This is a genomic window from Pseudoduganella sp. SL102 (genome assembly GCF_027856995.1).
In the GTDB taxonomy this organism is placed as follows: Bacteria; Pseudomonadota; Gammaproteobacteria; order Burkholderiales; family Burkholderiaceae_D; genus Rugamonas; species Rugamonas albidiflava.
Genome location: NZ_CP115554.1, coordinates 2,705,811 through 2,732,249, shown reverse-complemented (window position 1 = coordinate 2,732,249; position 26,439 = coordinate 2,705,811). Strand labels below are relative to the sequence as shown.

At 68.1% G+C, this 26,439-nt stretch carries 25 protein-coding genes; 16 read left to right on the top strand and 9 right to left on the bottom strand.

The window, feature by feature from the left end; genetic code table 11:
• Positions 1–6: 6 nt before the first annotated feature.
• On the bottom strand, positions 7–612 hold the full coding sequence (locus OU994_RS11705) for an ABATE domain-containing protein (RefSeq protein ID WP_281610870.1): 606 nt from the start codon (positions 610–612) through the stop codon (positions 7–9).
• A 126-nt stretch (positions 613–738) separates the two neighbouring features.
• Between OU994_RS11705 and OU994_RS11700 the strand changes: the two genes are divergently transcribed.
• Positions 739–1,641, top strand: a complete 903-nt coding sequence (locus OU994_RS11700; RefSeq protein WP_281610869.1) for an alpha/beta fold hydrolase — start codon at positions 739–741, stop codon at positions 1,639–1,641.
• Positions 1,642–1,659: 18 nt separating this feature from the next.
• On the opposite strand, the gene OU994_RS11695 is transcribed toward OU994_RS11700, so the two are convergent.
• Entirely contained in the window at positions 1,660–3,378 is a 1,719-nt protein-coding gene (locus OU994_RS11695; RefSeq protein ID WP_281610868.1) for a methyl-accepting chemotaxis protein, read from the bottom strand.
• Positions 3,379–3,641: 263 nt separating this feature from the next.
• Between OU994_RS11695 and OU994_RS11690 the strand changes: the two genes are divergently transcribed.
• Positions 3,642–5,666: an AsmA family protein gene (locus OU994_RS11690; protein WP_281610867.1), complete on the top strand. Its 2,025-nt coding sequence runs from the start codon at positions 3,642–3,644 to the stop codon at positions 5,664–5,666.
• 256 nt (positions 5,667–5,922) lie between these two features.
• On the top strand, positions 5,923–6,591 hold the full coding sequence (gene bluB, locus OU994_RS11685) for a 5,6-dimethylbenzimidazole synthase (RefSeq protein WP_281610866.1): 669 nt from the start codon (positions 5,923–5,925) through the stop codon (positions 6,589–6,591).
• On the opposite strand, the gene OU994_RS11680 is transcribed toward bluB, so the two are convergent.
• From OU994_RS11680 to OU994_RS11665, 4 genes are all read right to left on the bottom strand, one after another.
• Entirely contained in the window at positions 6,592–6,939 is a 348-nt protein-coding gene (locus OU994_RS11680; RefSeq protein WP_281610865.1) for a ferredoxin, read from the bottom strand. It lies immediately after the preceding gene.
• Positions 6,940–7,174: 235 nt separating this feature from the next.
• Positions 7,175–8,500 (bottom strand): vWA domain-containing protein, encoded by a 1,326-nt coding sequence (locus tag OU994_RS11675; RefSeq protein WP_281610864.1) that lies wholly within the window; start codon positions 8,498–8,500, stop codon positions 7,175–7,177.
• Positions 8,500–9,105, bottom strand: a complete 606-nt coding sequence (locus OU994_RS11670; protein WP_281610863.1) for a TadE/TadG family type IV pilus assembly protein — start codon at positions 9,103–9,105, stop codon at positions 8,500–8,502. The genes OU994_RS11675 and OU994_RS11670 overlap by 1 nt, the downstream gene beginning before the upstream one ends.
• Positions 9,102–9,566 carry a TadE/TadG family type IV pilus assembly protein gene (locus tag OU994_RS11665; protein WP_281610862.1) on the bottom strand — a complete coding sequence of 155 codons (465 nt, stop codon included), beginning with the start codon at positions 9,564–9,566 and terminating at the stop codon, positions 9,102–9,104. The genes OU994_RS11670 and OU994_RS11665 overlap by 4 nt, the downstream gene beginning before the upstream one ends.
• 135 nt (positions 9,567–9,701) lie before the next feature.
• On the opposite strand from OU994_RS11665, the gene OU994_RS11660 reads away from it, so the two are divergent.
• From OU994_RS11660 to OU994_RS11600, 13 genes are all read left to right on the top strand, one after another.
• Entirely contained in the window at positions 9,702–11,375 is a 1,674-nt protein-coding gene (locus tag OU994_RS11660; protein WP_281610861.1) for a sensor histidine kinase, read from the top strand.
• A gap of 31 nt (positions 11,376–11,406) precedes the next feature.
• On the top strand, positions 11,407–12,060 hold the full coding sequence (locus OU994_RS11655; RefSeq protein WP_281610860.1) for a response regulator transcription factor: 654 nt from the start codon (positions 11,407–11,409) through the stop codon (positions 12,058–12,060).
• Positions 12,061–12,230: 170 nt separating this feature from the next.
• Complete coding sequence (locus OU994_RS11650; protein ID WP_259772402.1) at positions 12,231–12,365, top strand: hypothetical protein; 135 nt, start codon at positions 12,231–12,233, stop codon at positions 12,363–12,365.
• A gap of 32 nt (positions 12,366–12,397) precedes the next feature.
• Positions 12,398–12,571: a Flp family type IVb pilin gene (locus OU994_RS11645; protein ID WP_281610859.1), complete on the top strand. Its 174-nt coding sequence runs from the start codon at positions 12,398–12,400 to the stop codon at positions 12,569–12,571.
• An 88-nt stretch (positions 12,572–12,659) separates the two neighbouring features.
• Positions 12,660–13,226 (top strand): prepilin peptidase, encoded by a 567-nt coding sequence (locus OU994_RS11640; RefSeq protein WP_281610858.1) that lies wholly within the window; start codon positions 12,660–12,662, stop codon positions 13,224–13,226.
• Positions 13,223–14,599: an ATP-binding protein gene (locus tag OU994_RS11635; RefSeq protein ID WP_281610857.1), complete on the top strand. Its 1,377-nt coding sequence runs from the start codon at positions 13,223–13,225 to the stop codon at positions 14,597–14,599. Before OU994_RS11640 ends, OU994_RS11635 begins: the two co-directional genes overlap by 4 nt.
• Entirely contained in the window at positions 14,599–15,453 is an 855-nt protein-coding gene (gene cpaB, locus OU994_RS11630; protein WP_281610856.1) for a Flp pilus assembly protein CpaB, read from the top strand. Before OU994_RS11635 ends, cpaB begins: the two co-directional genes overlap by 1 nt.
• A 10-nt stretch (positions 15,454–15,463) precedes the next feature.
• Positions 15,464–16,915: a type II and III secretion system protein family protein gene (locus OU994_RS11625; RefSeq protein WP_281610855.1), complete on the top strand. Its 1,452-nt coding sequence runs from the start codon at positions 15,464–15,466 to the stop codon at positions 16,913–16,915.
• On the top strand, positions 16,912–17,184 hold the full coding sequence (locus tag OU994_RS11620) for a hypothetical protein (protein WP_281610854.1): 273 nt from the start codon (positions 16,912–16,914) through the stop codon (positions 17,182–17,184). Before OU994_RS11625 ends, OU994_RS11620 begins: the two co-directional genes overlap by 4 nt.
• Before the next feature lie 9 nt (positions 17,185–17,193).
• Positions 17,194–18,366, top strand: coding sequence for an AAA family ATPase (locus OU994_RS11615; RefSeq protein ID WP_281610853.1), 1,173 nt, complete (start codon positions 17,194–17,196; stop codon positions 18,364–18,366).
• Between the two features lie 79 nt (positions 18,367–18,445).
• Positions 18,446–19,804: a CpaF family protein gene (locus OU994_RS11610; RefSeq protein WP_131146769.1), complete on the top strand. Its 1,359-nt coding sequence runs from the start codon at positions 18,446–18,448 to the stop codon at positions 19,802–19,804.
• On the top strand, positions 19,801–20,775 hold the full coding sequence (locus tag OU994_RS11605; protein ID WP_281610852.1) for a type II secretion system F family protein: 975 nt from the start codon (positions 19,801–19,803) through the stop codon (positions 20,773–20,775). Before OU994_RS11610 ends, OU994_RS11605 begins: the two co-directional genes overlap by 4 nt.
• A 16-nt stretch (positions 20,776–20,791) precedes the next feature.
• A complete protein-coding gene (locus tag OU994_RS11600) occupies positions 20,792–21,730 on the top strand; it encodes a type II secretion system F family protein (protein WP_281610851.1) in 939 nt (312 codons plus the stop codon).
• A 59-nt stretch (positions 21,731–21,789) separates the two neighbouring features.
• Here OU994_RS11600 and OU994_RS11595 read toward each other — a convergent pair whose 3' ends face one another.
• From OU994_RS11595 to OU994_RS11585, 3 genes are all read right to left on the bottom strand, one after another.
• Complete coding sequence (locus OU994_RS11595) at positions 21,790–24,723, bottom strand: sensor histidine kinase (RefSeq protein WP_281610850.1); 2,934 nt, start codon at positions 24,721–24,723, stop codon at positions 21,790–21,792.
• Positions 24,724–24,787: 64 nt separating this feature from the next.
• Entirely contained in the window at positions 24,788–25,576 is a 789-nt protein-coding gene (locus tag OU994_RS11590; RefSeq protein WP_281610849.1) for an ABC transporter ATP-binding protein, read from the bottom strand.
• Between the two features lie 20 nt (positions 25,577–25,596).
• On the bottom strand, positions 25,597–26,436 hold the full coding sequence (locus OU994_RS11585) for an ABC transporter ATP-binding protein (protein WP_131146773.1): 840 nt from the start codon (positions 26,434–26,436) through the stop codon (positions 25,597–25,599).
• Positions 26,437–26,439: the final 3 nt, after the last annotated feature.

Below are 26,439 nucleotides of genomic sequence, written 5' to 3'. Positions count from 1 at the left end.
CCGTGCTCATGCCGCGGCCCCCTGGCTGGCTTTCTTCCTGAACTGGGCTGCCTTGTGGCGGTTGCCGCACAGCGCCATGCTGCACCAGCGGCGCTTGTGCGCCTTGGTGCGGTCGTAGAACCACAGCACGCAGTCCGGGTGCTCGCATTGCCGGACCAGGGCGAAATCGCCGTCCGCCAGCAGTTGCGCCACCGCCTCGGCCACGGGGCCCAGCAGGGCCGCGATGGCGTCACCGCGGGGCACGCGGCCCAGCACCAGCCGGCCATCGGCGTCCTGCCCCAGGTGCGGCGCGCTGAGATAGGCGTGCAGGTAGGCGTTCAAGCCGCGGGCGTCGGCCGGCTTGCCTTCCTTGTGCCGGCCGACCAGTTCGCGCGCCAGCGCGCGCAACGCGCGTGCCTGCGCCAGCAGCGCGGCCGGATCGACCTCGGTGCCCGGTGCCGGAACGATGGCCTGCCGCGCCAGCCAGCGCAGCACGTCGTCGCCCGTGTGCCAGAACTCGACGGCTGCGCCATCGACGCGGGCTTCGGTATTGAGCAGGTCCAGTGCCAGGTGATCGGCCAGCAGCGGCGGCCCGGCCGGATCGACGGTGCGGCCGGTGTCGGCATTCGTCATCGAGTAACCTCTTAAAATTCGTTTGACAGGTTATCAGAAGCGGAGCACACTCCGCTTCACGTAACCGAATAAATGAAATTATACAGGTTATCCAACCCACCCGGCCCTGCCCGACAAGGAGAAATCATGAATGCCCCGACCGCCAATGACGAAGTCACTACCGTGCCAGGCGCCACGCAAGTCCACTACCGCACCATGGAAGTCGACGGTGTCGACCTGTTCTACCGCGAGGCCGGCGCGCCGGATGCCCCGGGCGTGCTGCTGCTGCACGGCTTCGGCGCTTCCTCGTACATGTTCCGCGCACTGGTCCCGCAACTGGCCGGCCGCTACCACGTGATCGCGCCGGACCTGCCGGGCTTTGGGCAGACCAGCGTGCCAGCGGGATTTGCCTGGACATTCGACAACCTGGCCGCGGTGATCGACGCGTTCACCCGCGCCATGGGACTGGAGCGCTATGCCATGTACGTGTTCGACTACGGCGCCCCGGTCGGCTGGCGCCTGGCCGTGAACAACCCGGAACGGATCACCGCGATCGTGAGCCAGAACGGCAATGGCTATGAGGAGGGACTGAGCGAGGGCTGGGCGCCCATGCGCCGGGCCTGGGCCGAGCCGACGCCGGCCAACCGCGAAGCCCTGCGCGCTTTCAACACGCTGGACCTGCTGCGCTGGCAGTACGTGGAGGGAGTGAAGGATGTGTCGCTGGTCGCGCCGGAAACCTGGCAACTGGCCCACGCGGCGATCGAACGCATCGGGGTCGACGCGCAGATGGACTTGCTGGTCGACTATGGCAGCAACATCGCGCACTACCCGCAGCTGCACGCTTTCCTGCGGCGCTACCAGCCGCCCACGCTGGCGATCTGGGGCAGGAACGATCCGTTCTTCCTGCCGGCCGGCGCCGAAGCATTCCGGCGCGATAACGATAAAGCCGAGGTGCGCTTCGTCGATTCGGGCCACTTCGCCATCGAGACGCATGGCGCGGAGATCGGCGCGGCCATGCTGGAGTTCCTCGACCGCAGTATCGCGCGCTGAGCTGCGGGGCGGTTCCGGTCAGTGCGCCAGGAGCAGGTCGCGCTGCGCGGCTCCCCTAGGGCGCGCAGCGGGAATCTCGCGCAGCTGGAAGCTGCCGACCGCCTGCGACAGGCCGTTCGCCTGCTGGCGCAGGCTTTCGGCGGCCGCCGCGGCCTGTTCGACGAGGGCCGCGTTCTGCTGGGTGATATCGTCCATCATCGTGACGGCGCGGCTGATTTCCTGGATGCCGGTGCTCTGCTCGGCGCTGGCGCTGGTGATGCCGGCCATGATGCTTTCCAGCTGGCGCACCGCGTCCACTACCTGCCCCATCGTCTTGCCCGCCTCGTCGACCATGCGCGCGCCCTGCTCCACCGTGCCCGCCGAATCGCCGATCAGTTCCTTGATCTCGCGCGCCGCCGCGGCGCTGCGCTGCGCCAGGTTGCGCACTTCGGAGGCCACCACGGCGAAGCCGCGGCCCTGCTCGCCCGCGCGGGCCGCTTCCACCGCCGCATTCAGCGCCAGGATATTGGTCTGGAAGGCGATGCCGTCGATCACGCTGGTGATGTTGCCGATGCGCGTGGAGCTTTCGCGGATCGCGCCCATCGTGCCGACCACCTTCGACACCACCTCGCCACCCTGTGCGGCGATGGCCGAGGCGTTGGCGGCCAGCCGGTTCGCCTCGCCCGCGTCGTTGGCGTTGCGCTGCACCGCGTGGGTCAGCGATTCCATCGAGCTGGCGGTTTCCTGCAGCGAGCTGGCCTGCGATTCGGTACGGGCCGACAGGTCGGCATTGCCGCGTGCGATCTCGTCGGTGGCAACCGCCATTTCATCGGTGCTGGCGTGGATCTGGCCGATCATGCCGGCCAGGTTGCCGTTGATGGTGGCGATGGCGCGCATCAGGATGCCCACTTCATCGTCGTGTACGACGCGGATGTCCTCGGTCAGGTCGCCCTGGGCGATGCGCGCGGCGGTGGCCGTGGCGCTGGCCAGGTTGCGTGCGATATAGCGGTACACCAGCAGCAGGCACAGCACGGTGCCGCCCACCGACAGGGCCAGCAGCACCACCGCCATGGCGAAAGCGGTGCGCGTTTCGCCTTCCGCCTGGGCCACCGATGCTGACGTGCGGGCATCGAGCATGGCCAGGAATTCGTTCAGGGGCTGCATGATGCGCGCCTTGTTCTGGTGGTACGCGGTGTCGTGCATGATGCGGCGCGCCATCTCCATGTCCGGCTCGCCCTCGCGCGTGAAACCGCCCTTGCCATCGTCGAAGCGGCCCTTCACGGCATTCATCGCGATCACTTCGGTCTTGACCAGCCCATCGGAATTGGCCTGGGCTTGCCGCAGCTTGGCGAATTCCTGCTCGGTGAAGCCGGCCTGCTTCATCAGGTCCTGCAGCGAGACGGTCTGCCCGGAAGACGGCGGCACCGGCAGGCCGCCGGCCACGAAGTCCCAGTAGATGCGCTCGTAGTTTTCCGGCCGCGGCTTGCTGCCGTTGCGGATGTCGAGGATCTCCATGTACTGCCGCTCGTACGACGCGTCGCCGGACACCACGTAGGTGCGCGCCAGGCGCGTCAGGTCGTCGGAGCTTTGCCGCAGTTCGTCGGCCAGCAGGTAGGACTGGTAGCGGGCCTGGCTGGCCGCCGTGGCCGAGGCCTGCTTGTCGGAAACGCGCAGCAGCGCCCACAGCGTCGCAGCCGCCAGCAACAGGGTCAGAAGGAAGGTTGCGATGAAGGCTTGCTTGATGGATAAGTGGCGCATGACAGGCTCGCTAGTATAGGAAGTGACGCAAGGCAACAGTACCGTTACTTGCAAAAGCGTGTCCAGCAATTGGTGAGAATTCGCGTATTTTTACTCCCGTTTGTCGGCTGCATCTCACACAGTTGGCAAGCGGGCATGGCGAATATGCACACTTGGTTGTGTGTCTAACAAACAAGGCATGCGGCTGGCGGTAGGCTTGTGTTTTCTGGCGTACAAAGCGGATTCCGGCCGCGGCGGCGCCGCTCAACCAGGTGGCGACTGACATGAAAAAAAACTCCAGGGCCGTCAAGATCGGCGGCGCCATTCTCGCGGCAATCGTGGGATTGCTGATCCTGTTCGCCTTGTTCGACTGGAACATGCTCAAGCCCTACATCAACCGCAAGGTGTCCGAGACCACGGGGCGCGAATTCGCCATCCAGGGCAACCTGGACGTGAAATTCCATCGCGGCCTCGACAGCGAAACGGGCTGGCGCCGCTATGTGCCGCGGCCGTATGTGAGCGCCGAGGATATCCGCATGAGCAACCCGGCGTGGAGCACGGTGGGCAGGCAGATGGCCAGCGCAAAAAAGGTGGACATGGGCTTCCGCATCCTGCCGCTGCTGGGCAAGGAATTCGTCATCACCGACCTGCGCCTGGCCGAGCCGAACGTGGCGCTGCAGCGCCGCAAGGATGGCAGCAATTCCTGGACGCTGAAGGATAACGGGCCGTCCGAGTGGGAAGTCGACATCCAGCGCCTGGCCTTCGCCAGCGGCACGCTGCGCTACCTGGATGAAGCGATCGGCCTCGACCTGAACGCGCAAGCGAAATCCATCAACGGGAATACCACGCCCGCCGCGCCTGGGGCCCAGCCGTATGGCCTGGCCTTCACGCTGGGCGGCCGCTACAACAAGGCGCCGGTGACCGGCGGCGGCAAGGCCGGCGCGGTGCTGACGCTGACGGGTTCGGACATCACCTTCCCGGTCGAGGCGAACGCCGACCTCGGCGGCAACCGGATTTCCGTGAAAGGCACGCTGAGCGATCCGAAATCGCTGTCCGGCATGGACCTGCAACTGAAGCTGGCCGGCCCCAGCATGGCCGACCTGTATCCGCTGACCGGCGTGCTGCTGCCGTCGACCCCACCCTATGAAACCCACGGCCGGCTGCTGGGCGAGAAGAACGACGCCAATGCGTGGACCTTCACGTACCAGAAGTTTTCCGGCAAGGTGGGCGCCAGCGATATCGCCGGCACGCTGGCCTATTCGCAGCGCAAGCCGCGCCCGCTGCTGCGCGGCGAGCTGACGTCGCAGCAACTGCGGCTGGCGGACCTGGGCCCATCGGTGGGCGCCGACACCGGCGCCGGCACGAAACAGGCCGGCAAGGTGAAGGCGCCGCCGGCCGGCAAGGCCCTGCCCGTCAACGAATTCAATACCGCGAAATGGGGCGCGCTCGACGCGGACGTGAAATTCACCGGCAAGCGCATCGTGCGCACCAACGACATCCCGCTGGAAAACCTCGTCGCCGACCTGCACATGAAGGACAAGGTCCTGAAGCTCACCCCGCTCAGTTTCGGCATGGCGGGCGGCAAGGTCACGTCCAACATCTCGCTCGACGGGCGCGACAAGGCCATCGATGCGCAGGCCCGCGTGGCGGCGCGGCACCTGAAGATCAACCGGCTGTTCCCGAAACTGGAATCCATGCGCGGCAGCTTCGGCGAGATCAATGGCGACGCCGCGCTGGCCGGCAGGGGCAACACGGTCGCCTCGATGCTGGCGACCTCGAACGGCGAACTGAACGCCGTGGTGACGGAAGGCTCGGTCAGCCAGTTCATCCTGGAACTGGCCGGCCTGAACGTGGCCAATGCGGTGTTCGTGAAGGTGTTCGGCGACAAGCAGATCAACATGAATTGCCTGGCCGCCGAGGCGGCGGTGCGCAATGGCCGCGCCAACGTGCAGCGCTTCGTGCTCGACACGGATGAAGCGGTGGTCGACGTGAGCGGCTACGTGGACCTGGCCCAGGAACAGCTGAACCTGGACGTGCGCCCGAAAACCAAGGGCACCCGCATCTTCTCGCTGCGCACGCCGCTGTATGCGAAAGGCACGTTCGCCGATCCGGACGTGGGGCCGTACAAGGGCCCGCTGGCGCTGAAGGCCGGCGCGGCCATCGCGCTGGGCGCCGTATCGCCGCTGGCGGCCGTGCTGCCGCTGGTGAACGTGTCGAAGGTGCCGGACACGAACTGCAAGGCGGCGATCGCCGAGGCGGAGAAAGCCCCGCAGGTGCGCGAGCTGCCGAAATCGGTCGGGAAGAAATAACGTGCCGGACAGCGGCCGCGTGCCTGGTGTCGGACACCGGTTCTCGGGTTTGGTGTCGGACACCAATGCGGTTAAGTCAAGCATTTTTCGGCGCGTCGACAGCGCTTGCATTCACCCCAACGGCGAAGGGCTGGGGTCAGACCCGGCGGGTCTGACCCCGGAATTTGCTTCTGGGGTGGACTCGCGCCGCCACCGCCCTTTCCCGCTGCGCCGGGCACATGATAGAGTCGCCATTTCCGCCAGCGCCGGTGCCTTCATGACCAACCCCCACCAGTACGACAGCGACGCCATCGACGCGGTCTACCGCGCCATCCGCGAACGCCGCGACATGCGCCATTTCCTTCCCGATCCGATCGACCCGGAGCAGCTGGCGCGCTTCATCGCCGCCGCGCACAGCGCACCGAGCGTGGGCTACATGCAGCCATGGCGCTTCCTGCGCATCACCGATGCCGCGTTGCGGCGCCAGCTGCACGCCCACGTGGACGCCGAGCGCGTGCTCACCGCCGAGGCACTGGGCGAGCGCTCCGGGGAATTCATGCGCCTCAAGGTGGAAGGCATCCTGGCGTGCGGAGAATTGCTCGTGGTGGGACTCGTGGAAGGCCGCGAAAAATTCGTGTTCGGCCGGCGCACCATGCCGGACATGGACCTGGCGTCAGCGTCCTGCGCGATCCAGAACTTCTGGCTCGCCGCGCGCGCCGAGGGCATCGGCGTCGGCTGGGTATCGCTGTTCGATCCTGAGCAGGTGCGCGCGCTGTGCGGGATGCCCGACGGCAGCCGCCCCATCGCGCTGCTGTGCGTGGGCCATGTCGACGAGTTCTATCCGGAACCGATGCTGCAGGCCGAGCGTTGGGACAGCCGCCGCGACCTGGGCGAGATCCTGTACGAGAATGCCTGGGGCGTGACGGCAAAGCCTCCCGCGGCCTGATCAGTCTTCGCCGGCCTGGTGGAACACCAGGTCGTCGACGCGCCGCCCGTTGCACAGGTGCTCGCCGATGATGCGGTCCATGTTCTCCGGCGTGACGTTGTAGTACCACGTGCCGTCCGGCTGCACGCACACGATCGGGCCGCCCTTGCAGGCGGCGAAGCAGCCCACGCGGCTGCGCTTGACGCGCAGCTCGCCGGTGGTGAGACCGGCTTCCTTCAGCATGTCGCCCAGGCTGTCGAACAGCGCCTGCGACGCGCCGTCCGCGCTGCAGCGCGGGCCCGTGCACACCAGCAGGTGGCGCCGGTAGCTGCCGATCTTCGGTTTTACCACTTCACCGGCATCGCTCATGGTTCACTCCTGGCAGGCATGGTATCAAATCGAAGTCGGCAGCCTGGCCACTTCGCGCTCGCCGACGATGGTGAAATCATCCAGCGCGATGGCGACTTGCCAGAGACGATGACGAAAGAGCGATCGGTTCTGGAAGCGGAGACGGTCATGGCGGGCACGCGGGCTGGAGGAAAACCAGCCGAAGCATAGCGGACATGAACGGGTTCACACAAGCGCAGGCGGCAGCCGCCGGAATCTATTTGGAAATGCGCAGGATCGCCGAGGCCAGCTTCGAGAAGCACGGCGTCAGGTCGGCATCCGTGGCCGCGTAGCAGTACATGCCGACCGGCTTGCTGGCGTCGTAGCAGCGCGATGGGCCGTCGGCCACGTTGGCCATGCATTTCAGGATGGATTCGCCGGTTTCGTTGTCGGCGTTCTTTTCCTTCAGCGAGGAGCCCATGCCCAGCGTGAAGACGAAGATGCCGTCCTTGCGCGCCCTGGCGGCCATGGCTTCGGCAAGGTTGCGCGCGGCGCGGCTGACGTTCTGCTTGTACATCGACTCGGAGCCGATATCCTCGGTCACCGGGCGCGGCAGCGTCGCCGTCGGCGTGGACACGATCGGGAATTCGGTTGCCGCGGGATCGACCGCGTTATAGAACTTCGGCAGCTTCTTCATCGTCTTCCACGCTTCGCTTTCCACCTTGCAGGCGGTGCTGACGAACTCGTACTCGGTGTCCAGCCTGAGCAAGCCCTGCCCGACCGCATCGAGCGCGCCGGGCCTGGCGCAGGCGCCGAACGGCAGGTTGACACCGAACGACGTGGGCGCGCCGTCGGAGAAGAAGACGATCACGCGCAGGCTGGAGCGGCTCAGGGTCGGGATCGCGTTGAGCTCGTCGCGCGCCCGCCGCATCCCTTCGAACGACGAGGTGCCGCCCGAGAATGCGTAGCCCGAAATCGACGACAGCATCGCATCGCGCTTGAAACCCCGGCCGGAGGTGGCGATCGGCTGGTCCACTTCCACGCCCGACGCGAAGTGCAGCAGCGCGACCCGGTCCTGCGTGACATTGAACTTGTTCAGGAAGCTTTTGGCCGACGTCCTGACCGTCGCGGCCGAAGGCTGCAGCGATCCCGAGGTATCGACCACGAACGCCATGTCCAGGTCCTTGCGCACCGTCTGCGCGGCGGCGGTCGGCATCAGCGACGTGGTATCCAGCGCCTGCATCAGCGACACGGCCATCGGCGCCTGGGCCTTCACGTCGATGGTGACCGTGCCGGCATTGAACGTCACCGTGGTGCCCAGCAGGGCCGGTTTCGACATCAGGTAGCTGGCGGGCATGTTCGCCGCGAAGAACTGCCTTGCCGCGGCCTGCGCGCTGGCCGTCTGTTCCGTCTGGTTATTCCCGGACGTCACGGCGCGCGCCGCGGCCAGCGCCGCCGAGTCCACCGCGGCGTTGAGCCTTGCCTTGACGAGGTAAGCCATGCCGGCGTCGACCACGAGGCCCGTCACGGCAAGCAGCACGAGCATCGACAGCGCGACCATGATGGCAACGGCGCCGCGTTGCCGGTTGAGGAATGGAGTCATCAGAAGATCGTCATCGAGTACAGGTCCGGCCCGAAGGCGGACACGTTGAATTTGTCGGCCACCAGCATGTCGAAGTCGTAGAACGTCTCCACCACGTGCACGACCTCGCCATCGGCCAGCTTGCCGCTCATGATCGTGGTGGCCGGGCGGGTCTTGCTGCTGATGCTGGTGCACGCGGCCGCGTTCCACGCGGTGCAGCCATACACCTTGCTGGCCGGTTCGTACTTGCTGAAGCGGTAGCCCAGCCCGCGCGCCGCGTCGTCCCAGCGGTACTGGTCGAGCACCACGCTGCGCGACACGCCGCCGCTGGTCACGCCCATCACCCGGGTGATGTAGACCATGCCGCGCTTGTTGACGTCCAGCGGCGGGGCACTGGCCATCAGCAAGTAGATGATGTCCTGGCTGCCCGTTTCCAGCGGCGTGTTGCCGCGGGCGACCATGTTGGCGCCCTCCCGGCCGATATTGACCATGATGATGTTGGCCTGCAACGCACGGCCGGCGTCGATCATGCCGAACAACAGCATCAGCAGGATCGGCAGGATCAGGGCGAATTCGACGGCGGCGATGCCGCGCTGGCGGGTGGCGTACCGCATGGGCCGGGTCATTGGAAGAACTCGTTGCGCATGGTCGCCGCCACGGCGAACTTGTATTTGCCGTCGGTGAAGGCGCGGGACACGAACGGCGTCGTCACGGTCCACGAACAATCGATCTTCAGCACGATGATGCTGCCGGCGCCGCCGAACATCGCATTGCCGTAGGCGGCCGGCTTGTACGACGTGCCATTGACGGAGATGACGGGCGCCAGCCTGTCGTACATGCCGAAGGAATTGTCGCGGATCTTCTGGATCACCGCCGCGTGGCGCTGCTGGCTGGCCTTGTTCGGGTCGAGGTCGGCCTGCCCCGTGATCGCATAGCGAGCGCCCTCGCGCACCGCGTACTGCATCGTCAGCGTGACGAAAAACATCATGCCGAACTCGACCAATGCCAGCAAGACAAGAAGGAAGACCGGCATGACGATCGCCATTTCAACGACTGTGGCGCCAGATTGACGACTTTTGATGGACATGAGGGATTTTGGCGGATCGGAAGCGTTGAATGCAGTAAGCTTGCGATTCTACAATGCAAGTTTACTTCCGATATGGATCGAAAGTAATCAGCAACGCCGCTGTCGGGCCAGAACAACAAAGAGTGAATTAAAAGCATGTACGACCAGACATTGCAGGACCAGGCCTTGCAGGGACAGGCATCGCAGGAACCGCGCCCGCGCGCCGCCGCCCCGGATGCCGAAGCATGGATGGTGTTCGGCATGCGCGTGCTGCTGGCCATCTCCGCACTGCTGACGCTGTATATCGGGCAGGCCGACCTGATCGTGGCGGGCCGCTGGACCTGGCTGTTCTTCCTGGCCTACGTGGTGCACAGCGCGATCCTGCTGGGCGTGGCGCGGGTACGGGCCGGCTTCTGGCACGGCCCCATGATCTACTGGGTCGACATCGCCTGGTATGGCCTGATGGTGTACGCCACGGGCGGCGCGCCCAGCCCGTTCTTTTCGTTCTTCTTCTTCGCCATCCTGGCCGCCTCGTTCCGCCGCGGCTTCGACGACGGCGCCCGGCTGACGCTGGGCGCCGCCTTCCTGTCCACCCTCGCCGTCCTTGCCGTGCAGGGGCTGGCATCGATCCAGCTGCTGCTGCTGCGCGCCACCTTCGTGCTGGCGCTGGGCTACATGATCGCCTATTGGGGCGGCCTGGCCGTCGACCAGCGGCGCCGCCTGTCGCTGCTGCGCGACGTGAGCCGCCTGTCGAATCCCCGCTTCGGCGTGCAGCACACGCTCGATTCGCTGATGGAGAAGATCCTGCGCTTCTACGGCGGCACCACCTGCGTGCTGCTGATGCAGGACGCCACGGGCCGCTGGACGCTGAACACGGTGCACCACCCCAGCGCCGGGCGCGCGGTCAGCCGCAGCACGATGCGAGAAGATGCCGTGCAGCCGCTGCTGGCACTGGGCGATGCCGCCACGGTGCTGTTCCGCGCCGCGCCGGCCCGCGCCGGACAGCTGGCGGCCGGCGAGCGCTGGAGCGACCTGGCGCCGGATGCCTGTGCCGGCATCGCCGACCTGCTCGATACGGCGTTCTTCATCAGTGCCGCGCTGCCCCTGCGCAAGGGCTCCGGGCGCATCTTCGTCACGGCCCCGCACGCGCTGCGCCGCGCCGATGCGACCTTCCTGAACCATATCCTGCAGCAGGCCTTCCCCGTCATCGAAACCATCGACCTGCTGGACCGGCTGGCATCGGAAGCCGCGTTCCGCGAGCGCCAGACCATCGCGCGCGACTTGCACGACAGCACGATCCAGCCGTACATCGGCCTGCGCAACGCGGTCTCCGCGATCCGCAACGGCGCCGGCGACGACAACGCCGTCACGCCCGAACTCGACCACCTGCTGGCGATGTGCACCGAGGTGATCGGCGACATGCGCCAGTTCGCGCACCGCTTCCGCAACGGCCGGCAGGAAGAGCCGGAGCTGCTGATCGCGCTGCGGCGGCACCTGGCCAAGGTGCGCTCGTTCTTCGACGTGGACGTGACCCTCGAGGCGCAGCACGCGCCGCTGATCAGCGACCGCATGGCCGCCGAAGTGTTCCAGGTCGTCAGCGAAGGCATCAGCAATATCTGCAAGCACACCCGCGCGCGCACCGCCCATGTGCACATGGCGACCGAGGACGGCCACCTGGCGATCGATATCGCCAATCCGGCCGATGGCGCCACGCCATGCCAGCCGTTCCTGCCGGTGTCGCTGGCGGAACGGGTCTACGCGCTGGGCGGCCGGCTGGCCGTGGAGCCCGGCGCGGGCCACACCGTGATCCGCGTGCGCATGCCGCTGTGACATCCGAACCAACAAGAATACCGGAGGAACCATGACGATCCGCATCATGCTGGTCGACGACCACAAGACCATGCTGTGGGGCCTGGAACGCCTGATCCAGGCCGAGGCGCCGGCCTTCACGCTGGTGGCCAGCGCCAGCGACGCGGTCGAAGCGGCCGCGCTGTGCGCGCTGCACGCGCCCGACATCGTGCTGCTCGACCTGGACCTGAAGGGCAGCAGTTCGCTCGACATCCTGCCCGCGCTGGTGGCCAATGGCGCGACCCGCGTGGTGATCCTGTCCGCCAACCGCGACCACGCCACGCTGGCCAGTGCCGTCAAGCTGGGCGCGCGCGGGGTGGTCAGCAAGGAGTCGCCCACCGAGGACGTGCTGGCCGCGGTGCGCAAGGTGCATGGCGGCGAGCTGTGGCTCGACCAGCCGCTGATGCAGGCGCTGCTCGGCCAGCTGGTGGCGCCGGCACCGGCCGCCAATCCCGAAGCGCAGCGCATCGCCTCGCTGACCTCGCGCGAACGCGAGGTGATCGGCATGATCGTGCAGGGCAACGGCGCGCTGAACAAGGAGCTGGCCGAGCGAGCCTTCATCTCCGAGCGCACGCTGCGCAATCACCTGACGGCCATCTACGGCAAGCTGAACGTGGCCAACCGCCTCGAGCTGTACATGTACGCCACCCGCCACGGGCTGGGCTGAGGGCGCGCAGCGGCACGGGGCGTAGGACATATGTCCCATGCCGGGGTGTCGCAAGGTCCCATGCAAAAGGGGAGCTTTGACGGATGTGCGGCGGGAAGTGGCCCGGTACGATGCTGTTCATGCGCTGCGCCTGATTCGAGCGGCGCGACGGCAACCGAACTGGAGCGAACGTGCACGACAAGGAAGAATTCCCGGAACAGCACTACGAACGTACCGAGGATTCCACCATGCCCTACGTGGTGCTCTCGGTTCTCGTTGCGGTCGTCGGTCTGATTGCGGTATTGGCCGCCTGGACTGGCGCATAGGCACCGACCAACACTACATCAAAGGACACACCATGCAATTCATCAAGAACTTCATCCAGGAAGAAGACGGCGTCACCGCCATCGAATACGCACTGATCGCCGCTGTCGTGGCCGGCATCATCGCCGCCGCTTTCGGCCTCCTCGAGGACGGCATCAACGGCGTGTTTACGACGATCGCCGACAAGCTGAAGGCCGCCACCGCCTGATTCCGGTGTGCCCGTGAAAAATCCGGAACGGGTCGCCCGTTCCGGATTTTTATTTGTACCGCGCTGTTTCCAGACCATCAGACCGACAATGCTCCCATCCTGGCTCCCGCTCCTGCTGCTGCTCGCCCTGCTCGCCCTCGCCGTCTGGCACGACGTGCGCGCGCGCCGCATTCCGAACGCCCTGGTATTCCCGGGTGCGCTGCTGGGACTGGCGCTGCATGCGCTGCTGCCCGCCGGAGCCGGCCTGTTCGGCACGCCGATGGGCGGCCTGGGCATCGCCTCCGCACTGGGCGGGCTCGCCATTGGCCTGGCCATCCTGCTGCCGATGTACGCGTTCGGCCTGATGGGCGCCGGCGATGCGAAGATGCTGGCGATGGTCGGCACCTTCATGGGTGCCGGCGACATCGCGGCGGTGGGCATCGCCACGCTGCTGGCCGGCGGCGTGCTCGCGCTGGCCGTGGCGGCGCGGCAGGGTATCCTGCGCCGGGTCCTGGACAGTACTTACCAGACCGTGCTGCAGGCCGGCCTGTCGCGGATGACGGATGGCCTGGACCTGCCCGCGCCGAGCGGCCGCCTGCCATATGCCGTGGCGATCGCCACCGGCACCGTGGCGTGCCTGGCGTGGCTGCGCCTCCATGGGGAGCTGCCGCTGTGAGCGCGCTGCCGCCGGCGCCGGCCGAGGCGCGCGCTCCCCGCACGGTGGAGGAAACCGGCCTGCCCTTCCTGTTCCTCGCCGAGCTGGTGGCGAAAGTGCTGCACCAGCGCGGCCAGTTGCGCCTGCCGGAACTGGCCTCGCACCTGAAGCTGGGCGTCGGCGTGATCGATCCGCTGATGCATTTCCTGCGCGCCGAAAAGCTGTGCGAAGTGGCCCGCAACGGCAACAGCGGCACCGATGCCGACATCTCCTACCTGCTGACTGAAGGCGGCCGGCAGCGCGCCGCGGCGGCGCTGGGCCGCAATGCCTATGCCGGCCCGGCACCCGTGACGCTGGCGGCCTACACGACCCAGGTGCAGGCGCAGAGCGTGGCCGGCGTGCAGGTCACGCGTGCCCACATGGCGGCCGCGTTCGACGGCATCGTCGCCAACCAGCGCGTGCTGGCGCAACTGGGTTCGGCCATGAATTCCGGGCGCGCCCTGTTCCTGCACGGGCAGGCCGGCAGCGGCAAGACCTACCTGGCCGAACGCCTGCGCGACCTGCTGACCGGCACCATCGCGGTGCCGTACGCGCTGATGGTGGACGGCGAAACCATCCCGTTCTTCGACAGCGTGCAGCACCTGCCGGCGGCCGACGCCGTGGCCGCCAGCACGGGCATCGACCGCGGCACGGCGCCCGACGCGCGCTGGGTGCGCGGCGTGCGCCGCCCGGCGGCACTGGCCGGCGGCGAACTGACGCTGGACATGCTGGACCTGCGCTTCGATGCGCACACCCGGCTGTACCAGGCGCCGCCGCACCTGAAATCGAACAACGGCATCTTCATCATCGACGACCTGGGCCGCCAGCGCTGCTCGCCGGAAGCGCTGATGAACCGGTGGATCGTGCCGATGGACCGCAACGTCGACTACCTCACGCTGCACACCGGCCACACCTTCCAGGTGCCGTTCGACGTGATCGTGGTGTTCTCGTCGAACTTCGTGCCGCACCGCCTGAGCGATGGCGCCTTCCTGCGCCGGCTGGGCTACAAGATCGAAGTGCCGCCGGCGTCCAGCGACGAATACGCGCTGCTGTTCCGCCAGGCTTGCGCGCAGGCCGGCATCGAGGCCGATGGCGAGCGCTTCGCCGACACCTTCGCCTACCTGCTGGAATGCCACCGGCAACGCGGCGTGCCGCTGCTGGCGTGCTATCCGCGCGACCTGGTGCGGCAGCTGCGCGACCTGGCCCGCTACGAGGACCGCACGCCGGAACTAAGCCGCCACACCGTGGACTGGGCCTGGGACAACTACTTTGCCGCGGGCAGCCAGCAGGGCTGCGCGCTGGAGCTCGAGCGCCGCGACCGCGGCACGCAGGACAACCGATTGGAGAATGACTGATGCGAAATTCCAGACCACTGCTGATCATCGGCGTGGCGCTGTTCCTGGCGCTGGCCGCGGTGCTGGTGGCCGCCAAGTGGATGGGCGAACAGGGCCCGGCCGGCACGCGCGTGGCGGTGGCCGCCGCCGACATCGGCCAGGGTTCCCGGCTCGAAGCGGCCAGCGTGCAGCTGGTGGACTGGCCCTCCGGCTCGGTACCGCCCGGCGCCGTGACCGACCCGAAGCCGCTGGCCGAACGCGTCACCCGCACCGATATCGCCAAGGGCGAACCGGTGCTGGAATCGAAGCTGGCGCCGCCCGGCACCACGGGCGGCCTGTCCGCCGCGGTCGCTACCGGCAAGCGGGCGATGACGGTGCGCGTCAACGACGTGGTGGGCGTGGCCGGCTTCGCGCTGCCCGGCAATGATGTCGACATCCTCGTCAGCATGCAGGGTTCGGCCGGCGACAACGGCAATGCCGAACAGCCGATCTCGAAGATCGTGCTGGAACGCATCCTCGTGCTGGCCGTGGCGCAGGAATCGAATCGCGACGACACCAAGCCGCGCGTGGTCAATGCCGTGACGCTGGAACTGGCGCCGGACCAGGTGGAAAAACTCGACCTGGCGCGCAGCGTCGGTTCGCTGTCGCTGGTGCTGCGCAACCAGGTGGACCCGCAGCCCGCCAACACGGGCGGCGCCACGCGCGAATCCGTGCTCGGCCTGCCGCCGCTGAAGCCGGCCCGCGCCGCCGCCCCGGCCCCCGCGCCGGTGCGCGCCGAGGCACCGCAGCGCGCCGCCGCCCCCGCTCCCGTACGCCGGACCGAAGGTGTACTCGTGATCCGCGGACTCGACGCCGCCCCGCAAGCCATCCAGTAAGAAGCCCGCCATGACACACCTCCCGAACTTCCGCAACAAGACCCTGCTGGCCGGCGCCCTTGCGCTGGCGGCCGGCACCAGCCTGGCCGCGGCGCCGGACTGCATCGACCTCCATGGCCGCGGCGATGCGCAAACCCTGCAACTGGTGCGCGGCAAGTCGACGCTCAAGCGCTTCTGCAAGCCGGCCGCCCAGGTCACCGTGGGCGCGCCGGAGATCGCCAACGTGGTCGTGCCGAACGCCAGCGAAGTGGTGATCGTGGCGCGCAGCGTGGGCACCACGAACCTGATCGTGTCCGGCCGCGACGGCCGTTCCACCGTGTTCGACCTCGTCGTGGGGATCGATACCTCGCCGCTGCGCAGGCAGTTGGATACGCTGTTCCCGGCGGAGAAGGACATCCAGCTTGACAGCACCGGCAATGCGCTGGTGCTCTCCGGCATGGTCAGCGACTCCGCCGTGGCCAGCCAGGTCCTGGCACTGGCCACGGCGTACCAGGAAAGCGCGCAGGCATCCGCGGCCGGCGCACGCGCCGGCTCGGGCACTCCGCCCGCCAGCGGCGTGAGCGCGGCCGCCAGCGCGGCACCCGCCGCGGCGCCCGCCGGCAATGCCGCCAAGGTGCTGAACATGCTGCAGGTGGCGGCACCGCAGCAGGTGCTGCTGGAAGTGAAGATCGCCGAAGTGTCGAAGTCGCTGGTCGACCAGCTGGGCGCCAACCTGGGCTTCACCAAGACCAACGGCAACTGGACCTACGGCATCGCCTCCAGCCTGCTGGCGGAAACCGGCAACGTGCTGGGGGCCGTGAAGAGCGCCACCACGCAGCTGGTGATCGACGGCCAGAAGCGCGACGGCCTGGTGAAGATCCTGGCCGAACCCACCGTGATGGCGATCAGCGGACAGGAAGCCAGCTTCCTCGCCGGCGGCAAGATCTTCATCCCCGTCGCGCAGGCTAACGGGATCGGCGGCAGCACCATCACGCTGGAAGAAAAGGAATACGGCGTGGCCGTCAAGTTCACGCCGACCGTGCTGGCGGGCGGGCGCATCAACCTGCGCGTGGCACCCGAAGTGTCGGAGCTCAACCGCGAAGGCATCGGCATCAGCAGCGGCACCACGAACGCCACGGCGATCCTGCCCGCGTTCACCACGCGGCGCGCCAGCACCACCGTGCAGCTGCAGGATGGCCAGAGCTTCGCGATCGGTGGCCTGATCCGCAACAACGTGACCAGCAACATCAAGCGTTTCCCGTTCCTGGGCGAGGTTCCCGTGCTGGGCACGCTGTTCCGCAGCAGCGATTTCCAGAACGACCGCACCGAACTGGTGTTCATCGTCACGCCGCACCTGGCCAAGCCGCTGCCGGCGGCGCCACGCCTGCCGACGGACGACTACGTGCAGCCCAGCCGCGCGCAGTTCCTGATCGGCGGCCAGCACGAAGGCAAGGCAGGTCCCACTCCGAAAGAGCAGCCATGAACCACTTACCGAATCACCTCCGTCTCACCGCCGTGACGGTAACCATTGTCGCCATGCTGGGCGGCTGCGCCGCCCGGGATACGTCGGCCAACGGCGGCAGCGTGCGCGCCATCATGGCCAGCCAGGTCGTGCCGCCCCAGCCGCGCCCTGCCAGCGGCACCGATGCCGGTACCGCCGTGGCGGGCTACGCCAACTACGTGCGTTCCTACGTGACGCCGACGCCGCAGGGCGACAGCGCCATGGTCGGTTCCGGCATCGGCAACAAGTAAGGAGACCCCATGAAGATCGCAGTCCTGTCGCGCGACGACCGCCACCTGATCGAGGTGGCCCGCCAGTTGCGCAACCGCCCCGGCGCCGATGAAGTGGACATGATCGCCGGCACGCCGGCGCGCCTGACCACGCTGGCCGACGATGCCGTGCCCGACGTGCTGGTGGTGGACCAGCCGCGCGCCGAGGAAGGCGAGCTGGACCAGCTCGAACGCCTCGGCCACCTGTTCCCGCGCATGGCCTTCGTCGTGCTCTCGGGCGACCTGTCGCAGGATTTCCTGCTGCGCGCCATGCGCGCCGGCGTGCGCGAAGTGCTGCCGGCCAGCCCGGCCGCCGCGGCGCTCGAGCAGGCGCTCGACCGCGTCGCCGAGAAGCTGGGCACCCAGGGCGGCAGCAACGGCAAGGTGCTGGCCTTCATTTCCTGCAAGGGCGGCAGCGGCTCCACGTTCCTGGCCACCAACCTGGCCTATGCGCTGTCCGCCGGCGGCACCAGGCGCGTGGCGCTGATCGACATGAACCTGCAGTTCGGCGACGCTTCGCTGTTCGTTTCCGACATCAAGCCGCTCGCCACGCTGTCCGACGTGGCCAGCCAGATCCACCGCCTCGATCCCTCGTTCCTGGCATCGAGCATGGTCAGCGTGACGCCGAACTACAGCGTGCTGGCAGCGCCGTCCGACCCGGCGCACGCCAGCGACGTGAAGCCCGAGCACATCGACGCCATCGTCAAGCTGGCGCGCCGTCAGTACGACTTCATCGTGCTCGACGTGGGGCGCAGCCTGGACCCGGTCAGCATCCGCGCGCTCGACCATGCGGACACGATCTTCCCGGTACTGCAGATGACCCTGCCCTACATCCGCGACGGCAAGCGGCTGCTCACCGTGTTCCGCAACCTGGACTACGGCAAGGACAAGATCGAGCTGATCGTCAACCGGCACGACAAGAACAGCGATATCCGCCTGAAGGATCTCGAGGAAGCGTTCGAGACCAGCGTGCTGCGCACCATGCCGAACCATTACGACGCGGCGGCGAAATCGGTCAACCAGGGCGTGCCGATCACGCGCCTGGCGCCGGACAGCCCGCTGTCGGAAGCGCTGGTCGACATGGCCCGCGGCCTGACGGGCGACGCGGCGCCGAAGCAGGCCGCCGGCCTGATGTCGCGCCTGTTCAGCCGGCGCGCCGCCTGAACCGCGCCCCGACCGAACCATGCCCCGGCCAACGACGGAATGACGGAATCACGGATTGACGATTGACGGAAAGAACGCGATGAACATGCCCTCCTCCTCCCTGCGCGAACGCCTCGGCAGCGGCGCACCGCGCCCCACCGCGCAGCGCGGCCCCATCGACAACCGCGCCTATCACCAGCTGAAGAGCCGCATCCACGAAGCCCTGCTCGACCGGATCGACCTGGAAAGCATGCAGCGCCTGACGCCGGACCAGATCCGCCAGGAACTGCGCCTGCTGGTCGAGCGCCTGCTCGAGGAAGAGATGGTGGTCATCAACGATGCCGAGCGCAAGACCCTCACGCGCGACATCCAGAACGAGATGCTGGGCTTCGGCCCGCTGGAACCGCTGCTGGAAGATCCCACCGTGTCCGACATCCTCGTCAACACGCACAAGCAGGTGTACGTGGAGCGGCGCGGCCGCCTGGAACTGACGGACGTGACGTTCACCGACGATGCGCACCTGATGAAGATCATCGACAAGATCGTCTCGCGGGTGGGCCGCCGCATCGACGAGTCGAGCCCGATGGTCGACGCGCGCCTGCCGGACGGTTCGCGCGTCAACGCCATCATCCCGCCGCTGGCGATCGACGGCCCCGTGATGTCGATCCGGCGCTTCTCGGCCGACCCGCTGCGCCTGGCCGACCTGGTGTCGTACGGCAGCGTGACGGCCGACATGGCCGAAGTGTTGCAGGGGCTGGGCAAGGCCAAGGTGAACATCCTGATCTCGGGCGGCACGGGCAGCGGCAAGACCACGATGCTGAACGTGATCTCCGGCTTCATCAACCAGACCGAACGCATCGTGACGGTGGAAGACGCCGCCGAACTGCAGCTGCAGCAGCCGCACGTGGTGCGCCTGGAAACCCGCCCGCCGAACATCGAGGGCAAGGGCGAAGTCACGCAGCGCGCGCTGGTGCGCAACGCGCTGCGGATGCGGCCCGACCGCATCATCCTGGGCGAGGTACGCGGCGCCGAAGCGCTGGACATGCTGGGCGCGATGAACACCGGCCACGAAGGCTCGATGGCGACGATCCACGCCAACACGCCGCGTGATGCGCTGACGCGCCTGGAAAACATGGTCAGCATGGCGGCTGCCACGCTGCCGCCGCGGGCGATGCGCCAGCAGATCAGTTCCGCCGTCGGCGTGGTGGTGCAGGTGTCGCGGCTGACCGACGGCAAGCGCAAGGTGCTGTCGATCTCCGAGGTGACGGGGATGGAAGGCGACGTCATCACGATGCAGGAGATCTTCTCGTTCAAGCAGACCGGCGTGGCCGACGACGGCACCGTGCAGGGCCACTTCAGCGCCAGCGGCGTGCGGCCCCGCTTCGCCGAACGGCTGCGCACCTTCGGCGTCGCGCTGTCGCCGGGCGTGTTCGAGCCGCGCATGGAGCCGGCGCGATGAACACGACGTTCGCGCTGTTCGTGGTGCTGCTGTTCGCCGCCGTGATGCTGCTGGTATGGGGTGTCTACACGGGCTGGGCGGCGCACCGCGATCCGGAAGCGGAGCGCGTGGCGCGCCGCCTGCGCGGCATCATCGGCGGTGAAACGCGGCAGTCGGAAGTCACCATAGTCAAGGAACGCCGGCTCAGCGAAAGCGCCGACATAGATGCCCTGCTGCGCCACCTGCCCGGCGTTCGCCGGCTCGACCGCATGCTGATGCAGGCCGGCGTGCGCTACCTGGCGGCCCGCCTGCTGGCGTTGTGCGCCGCGGGATTCACGGCCGGCCTGCTGCTGGCCGCCTGGCTGGCATTGCCGGCCCTGGCGTGGCCGCTCGCCGGCGCGGCCGCGGCAAGCCTGCCGCTGCTCTACCTCTCGCGCGCGCGCGACCGCCGCCTGGTGCGTTTCGAGCACCAGCTGCCCGACGCACTGGACATGATGGGCCGCGCGATGCGCGCCGGCCACGCCTTCCCCACCGCGCTCAAGCTGGTCGGCGACGAGATGGCCGCTCCGCTCGGCGAGGAATTCAAGGCCGCCTTCGACGAAGTCAACTTCGGCATCGGCATGGGCGATGCGCTGAACAACCTGGCCCAGCGCGTGCCCAGCATGGACCTGCAATACTTCGTCGTCGCCGTGCTGATCCAGCGCGAGACGGGCGGCAACCTGACCGAACTGCTGTCCTCGATCAGCGCCATCATCCGCGACCGCCACCGCCTGCTGGGCCAGGTGCAGGTGCTGTCGGCCGAAGGCCGCATGTCGGCCTGGATCCTGTGCCTGCTGCCGTTCGGCGCCGGCGCCATGATGTATGCGGCGAATCCGGAATCGATGGGGGTGCTGGCCACCGACCCGGGCGGCCGCAAGCTGGTAGGCATCGCCGCGGCCATGATGGTCACCGGTGTACTGGCCATCCGCAAGATCATCCGCATCCGCATCTGACCGGCCCGCACAAACCATGAACCACGTACAGATCCTCATCCTGGCCGCCGTCTTCGTGCTGATCTTCGGCGCCGCGGCGCTGGCGATGCTCGTGCTGACGCGCGATCCGGTGAAACACCGCCTGTCCACCCTCGACGAGCGCGACACCCTGGCCGCGCCGCCGGCCCGGGACTGGCTGCAACGCCTGTCGCGCCTGGCCGAGCCGCTGGCCAGGCTGTCGGTGCCGGCCGAAGGGTGGGAAAACTCCCCCGTGCGCCTGCGCTTCATCAACGCCGGCTGGCGCGCACCGTCGACGCCAGGCCTGTTCCATGCAGGGAAGACGGCGCTGACGATCGGCCTGCCGCTGGCGACATGGCTGCTGTTGGGCAGCGATCCGCAGCGCGCCGGCAGCACCACGTTCCTGTACCTGGCGATCGCCGCCGCCTGCGGCTACTATGCGCCGGACCTCGTGCTGAAACGGCGCATCGCCCATCGCCAGCGCGAGATCTTCGAGTCGTTTCCCGACGCGCTCGACCTGATGACGGTGTGCGTGGAGGCGGGCCTGGCGATGGACGCCGCGCTGGCCCGCGTGGGCGCGGAGATCGGCCTGAAAAGCGCCGTGCTGTCGGAAGAACTGCAACTGGTCACGCTGGAACTGCGCGCCGGCAGCGCCAAGGACAAGGCCTTGCGCAACCTGGCGCTGCGCACCGGCGTGGAAGACGTGGACGCGCTGGTGAAGATGCTGATCCAGGCCGACCGCTTCGGCACCAGCATCGGCGTGGCGCTGCGCATCCAGTCGGAGCAGCTGCGCACCCGGCGCCGCCAGCTGGTGGAAGAGCGCGCCGCGAAGATCGCCACGAAGCTGCTGTTCCCGCTGATCTTCTTCATCTTCCCCAGTCTGCTGGTGGTGCTGCTGGGGCCATCGATGATCCAGATCATGAAGGCGATCGCGCCGATGTCCGGAGGGGCGCAGTAGCGAGCCGGCGGAGGCGCGTTCAGCCATTTGTTGCCTACCCTGTTTCGGTCAATCCCCGATCAAGCCTTCGGCGCCAGCGGAACGCTGAACGATACCACGCAGCCCTGCCCGGGGCCGCCGCCGATCCGCAGCGTGCCGCCGAGGCGGGCGATCCGCTCGCGCATGCCGACCAGCCCCCAGTGCCCTGCCCGGCCGGCCTGCGCCACCCCGGCTTCGATACCGCAGCCATCGTCGGCGACCGACGCTTCCACGCCCGCCGCCGTGGCATGCAGCGACACGGCGATGCGCGCCGCGCCCGAATGCCGGGCGCTGTTGACGATGGCTTCGTGCAGCACGTAGAACAGTTCGTCGGCAGCGGCGGCATCGAGCAGCTCCGGGCAGCCGGTGACCGCCAGTTCCACCCGGCCCCGCACCGCCGGATCGAGCCCTTCGATGGCATGGGCCAGGCGCGCGACCAGGGGCGCCTGCGCCGCTTCCCGCCGCAAGTTCATGACTTCGTCGCGGGTATCCTCGATCACGAGGTCGGCCCGCGCCAGCGCGTCGCCCAACGTTTTTTCCTCCGGGCTGCCCTTCGGCATCCGCGCCAGCACGGCGTGGCAATTGAGGATCAGCGCCTGGACACCCTGCAGCAGGTTGTCGTGCAGGTTGCGGGCGATGCGTTCGCGCTCTTCGATCCGCGCGGCGGTCTTCTCGGCGGCACGGCGCGCAGCCGCGGCGATGCGCCAGCGGTACAGTGCGAACAGCAGCGAGACCAGCGCGATGGCGGCCGCGGCGCGAAACCACACGGTCTGCCAGACCGTCGGCGCGATACGGAAATCCAGCGTGGCACCGGACTCGTTCCATACGCCATCCTCGTTGGCCGCGGCCACCTGGAAGCGGTAATCGCCCGGTCCCAGGTTGGTGTAGCGGGCCGCGCGCCCGGACTGCGGCTCCTGCCACTCCTGGTCGACGCCGGCCAGGCGGTAGCGGAAGCGCACCCGTTCCGGGATCGACAGCGCGGTGGCCGTGTAGTCGATCTCCACGGCCGTCGTACCGGGTGCCAGCGTCATTCCCTGCGAGGCGTTCCAGCTGCCGCCGCGGGTTCGAACCGATTGCACCAGCACGGTCGGTGGGCGGGCGTTGCGGCGGATCGCGGCTGGATCGATCCGGCCCACCTGCGACCCCGTGGCGTAGTAGACCTTGCCATCCGTGGCGATGGCCAGCGAAGGCAGCGGCCGGATCTGAGCGACCTGGCCGCGCATGCCATCCTCGAAGTTGAACGCTTCCCACGGCAGGCGGTGCGCCGGGTCGGCCCGGAAGCGGAGCAGCTCAGCGGCAGCGATGTGTAGCAGCCCGTCCGGTCCGTGCAGCCACAGGTCGCCGCGCCGGTCGACGCCCATGCCTGATATGCCGAGGAAAGCCGGAGCGCGTTCCGGGACCAGCGGGTACGCCACGCCGTCCCGCAGCAGGACAACGCCACGGTCGCCGCCCACCAGCAGCGCGCCGTCGTGCTCCAGCAGGCTGAGGATGTTGCCGACCGGGCTGGCCAGGCCGGGGGCGACGAGACGGACGCCCGCATCCGTCAATTCGCCCAGCCGGCCGTTGGTGAAGCCGAGCCAGGTGCGCCCTGAAGCGCCGGTCAGCATGCAGATGGGCGTTTCGTCGCCACCGGCCAGCACACTTTGCAGCCTGGTCCACGTGCCGTTCGAGAACTGGAACAGGCCATGCCGGACGATGGACACCCACGTCTTGCCGGTGCGGTCGACGGTGATGGCCTGCACGTCGAAGTCCTTGCCGACATGGGCAGGCAGCGGCCATGCCGCCGTTCCGGCCGGCGTCATGTGGAACAGGCCGGCGGTACCGCCAAGCCATACGCTGCCGGCATGTTCACGGTACATGGCGGTGATGCCCGCCGGGCCAGGCAGCGGCTGCATCGCACCGGCGGCGCTGCGCCACACGCGGCCTTCCGCGCCGCTGGCGACGAGCATGTCGTCGCCGAGGCCCCGGCCGGCCAGGAATGCCAGCTCGGTGGCGGGCAGCGGCAGTTCCGTCAAGCGCCGCACGCGGTAGCGCTCGACACCGTCGAGGGTGCTGACCCACAGGTTGTTCTCCCGGTCGACCAGCGTGCGCGACACCATCCGGCCGGGCAGGCCGCCGCCCTCGAACGCCTGGGCCGCGCGCAGCACGCCGTCGGTCCCGCTGCGCAGCACGGTGGTTCCCTGCTTGAGCCAGGCCCACACGGTGGCGTCCGGCCCGGCGAACAGCGTCAGGTCGCGGTTGTAACCGACGGCATTCGGCCACACCTGCGGCGCGCCGGTGGCGGCGAAGCGGGTGAGCTGGCCGGCGCCCGTGTAGGCCACCAGCTTGCCCCCGATGATGGCCGGGAAGGCATTCTGGGGCAGCGGCGCCACTTGCCGAAACCTTGCCGCGCCCTTCTCCATCGCGTACAGCATCGAATTCGACACCGCCCACAGCGTGCCCTCGCCATCGAACGCCGCCCACAGGATGTAGCTCCGCGCGGCGGAAAGGCCGGCCATGCCGGTCCATTTCCCCCGCTTCGCATCGAGGCGTGCCAGGCCCGTGCTCGTGCCGGCATAGAGCGTGTGCGCGGCATCGGCCGCCAGCACGCCAACGGAACCGGCGGGTAGGCCGTCGGCCGTGGTGTAGTGGCGTGCGCCGGCACGCGTGAATTCGGATACGCCGCCGAACTGGTAGCCGACGGCGATGCCGTCGCGCGTGGCCAGCAGGTTCACCACATTGTTCGACCGGAGCGCGTGGCCGTACACCGATTCCTGCCGCGCGAAGCGCACGCCATCGAAGCTGTACAGGCCCGTGACGGTGGCGAACCACAGCATGCCGTCGGCATCCTGGGCGATGGCATAGGCCGACTGCGGCGCGCCATCGGCGCGCGTCCAGACCCGGCGCTCGAACGACGGCGCCGCCATGGCGGCATGCGACATCGCCAGCTCCCACAACATCACCAGCCCGAGCAGGACGATACGACGGCTCGACATGTTTACCCCTCCTTTTGCAGGGGCGAAGTGTAACCGCTGCGCGGGGATCGGAGGCGATGGCCGGTCAGTGGCCCGCCGCGGCCTCCCGTGGACGTTCCCGCGAGCGCGAGTAGCTGCGGGTGGCCTCGACCAGGGTGCGCGTGTAGGCCACGCCACCATTGCCGAGCTGGCTGGTGGGCAGCGTGTCGACGATGCGGCCCTGCTGCATCACGGCCAGGCGGTCGCACAGGTGCACCACCACGCCCAGGTCGTGGGTGACGAGGATATAGGTGAGCCCCTCGCGCGCGCGCAGCTCGGCCAGCAGGTTGAGGATTTCCGCCTGCACCGACACGTCCAGCGCGGAAGTCGGCTCGTCCAGCAGCAGGATGCGCGGCTCGAGGATCAGGGCGCGCGCGATGGCCACCCGCTGCCGCTGGCCGCCCGACAGCTGGTGCGGATAGCGCTGGCGGAACGATTCGTTCAGGCCCACCTTGGCGAGCATCTGTGCAACACGCTCGTGCGGCCGGTCCATCCGGTGGATCGTCAAGGGTTCCAGCAGCGCCGCGCCGACGGTATGGCGCGGATGCAGCGACCCGTAGGGATCCTGGAACACCATCTGCACCAGGCGGCAGCGTTCGCGCGTGAGCTTGCGGCCCAGCGCCTCGCCCCGGATCGCGATATCGCCCCGCCAGTGGCTGTACAGGCCAGCCAGGCAGCGCAGCACCGTGCTCTTGCCGGAGCCCGATTCGCCGACCAGCCCGAACGCCTCGCCCTCGGCCACCGTGAAGTCCACGTCATGCAGCACCTGCTGGTATCCGCTGCCGCTGCCGCTACTGTTACCGAACCCCATTTGCAAACCTTTTACCGTGATCATGCGTCGGTCTCCTGCTGATTCTAGTGAGTAAGCCAGCCCGGATCGCGCTGCAGGACGGGCAGCACGGCGCGGCGATGGTCGATGTCCGGCAAGGCCGCCAGCAGGCTGCGCGTGTAGGGGTGCTGCGCGCGGTCCAGGTCCGCCGCCGCGATGGACTCCACCACCCGCCCCGCGTACATCACCAGCACCCGGTCGCAGAAGCTGCGCACCAGGTTCAGGTCGTGGCTGATGAACAGCAGCCCCAGTCCCCGTTCGTCCACCAGGTCGTCCAGCACGGACAGCACCTGCGAGCGGACCGACACGTCCAGCGCCGACGTCGGCTCGTCGGCGATGACCACCTGCGGGTTCGGAATCAGCATCATGGCGATCATGATGCGCTGCCCCATGCCGCCCGAGATCTCGTGCGGATAGCGGTCGTAGACACGCTGCGGCTCGCGGATGCGCACCTTCTCCAGCATGGCGATCGCCATCTCGCGCACCTGTGCGCGCGGCAGCCGCTGGTGGGCCAGCACCGCTTCGGCGATCTGGTCGCCCACGCGCATCACGGGATTGAGCGAGTACTTCGGGTCCTGCATGATCATCGACATGCGCCGCCCGCGGATCGCATGCATCGCCTTCTCGCCGGCGCGCAGCAGGTCGGTGTCGCCGAAGCGCAGCACGCGCGCGTCGATGCGGGCGCTGGCCGGGTGCAGCTTGAGCAGCGTGCGGCCCACGGTCGACTTGCCCGAGCCGGACTCGCCCACGATGGCCAGCTTTTCCCTGCCCAGTGTGAACGACACGCCGCGCACGGCATCCACCAGGCCGTCGCGCGTGGCGAAACGCACGCTCAGGTCTTCCACTTCCAGTTTGGTATCGGTCATCGC